Origin of the sequence: Polaribacter sp. (genome assembly GCF_039939415.1) — a bacterium.
In the GTDB taxonomy this organism is placed as follows: domain Bacteria; phylum Bacteroidota; class Bacteroidia; order Flavobacteriales; family Flavobacteriaceae; genus Polaribacter.
Genome location: NZ_JBDVJE010000079.1, coordinates 1 through 1,391 on the forward strand (window position 1 = coordinate 1; position 1,391 = coordinate 1,391).

General features: G+C 31.1%; 1 protein-coding gene and 1 pseudogene. Both read left to right on the forward strand.

The annotated features are described in order from the left end of the window. Positions 1 to 580: pseudogene (locus ABJG40_RS13075) on the forward strand (sialate O-acetylesterase); the annotation flags it as partial. Between the two features lie 37 nt (positions 581 to 617). Then, positions 618 to 1,391 (forward strand): dienelactone hydrolase family protein (locus ABJG40_RS13080; protein WP_348025033.1); only part of this gene is annotated, 774 nt, incomplete at its 3' end.

The following is a 1,391-nucleotide window of genomic DNA, read 5'->3' on the forward strand; positions in this document are numbered from 1 at the left end:
TCGATGGGGAATTGGAGATTTCCCGTTTTATTATGTACAAATTGCTCCATATTTATATGATAATAATGATGTATTTCAAACCAATGATAATACTGCATTTATAAGAGAAGCTCAATTGCAATGTTTAGATTTAATTCCTAATTCTGGAATTGCCATAACGATGGATATTGGCGATAAAAACAGTATTCACCCACCAAAAAAGAAAGAAGTAGCAGACAGGTTATTGTTTAATGCTTTAAATCAAACTTATGGGTTTAATTCTATAGATTATGCAGGACCAATGTATAAATCTCTTGAGAAAAAAGAGAATGCTATTTTATTGAGTTTTAAAAAGGCAGAAAATGGATTATATACATATAATGGTTTAAAAGGTTTTGAAATAGCAGGTATAGATAAGGTATTTTACCCAGCATCAGCCAAAATTGTGAATCGAAAAAAAGTATTGGTTACAAGTGATAAAGTAACGAATCCTGTTGCTGTTAGATATGCGTGGAAAAATTGGATAAATGGGACTTTGTATGATACCAATCTTTTACCTGCTTCGTCTTTTAGAACAGACAATTGGAGCGATGCTAAATAAGTCAAAAAATAATTAGTTAAATTTTAATAACTTAGAAATGAAAAATTATATTCTTTTATTTTTAACTGCATTTACTAGTACCATTTGTGGACAAACTTTCTATTCTGATATAAATTCTTCAGATTTCAAAAAAGGGATTAAAGAGTATAAAAACTCTTTTTATGAACAAAACACAATAGCTCATATTTATACTGATAACGAAGGTAATAAAATGCCTTATAGGTTGTTTTTGCCTTCTAATTATAATCCTAAAAAGAAATATCCTTTGGTGCTTTCTTTTCATGGAGCGGGATCAAGAGGAAATGATAATTTAAAACAATTACGCCCTTGGGTTGCAGGTTGGATGGACGAGGTGGTACAACAAAAAAATCCTTGTATTATTTTAATGCCTCAATGTCCTGCAAAACAAAAATGGGTAAATGTTCCTTGGAAAAAAGGTTCTTATAATATGAAAGACATTCCACTAAGTAAACCAATGAAATTGGCCAAAGCAATTTTTGACAAAGTGATAACAGAAAATGCAGTAGATAAAAACCGCATTTATGTAATGGGTTGCTCTATGGGAGGTTATGGTACTTGGAATTTTGTAATGCGTTATCATAAAATGATTGCTGCTGCAATTCCAATTTGTGGAGCTGGAGATCCTTCAATGGCAAAAGAAATTAGAAAAATTCCTATTTGGGCGTTTCATGGTGATGTAGATCCTACGGTACCTCTTTCTGGTTCCATAGACATGGTTGAAGCTTTGTATGTTCAGAAAAAAAACAAAACACATTTAACTATTTATAAAAATGTTGGTCACAATTCTTAT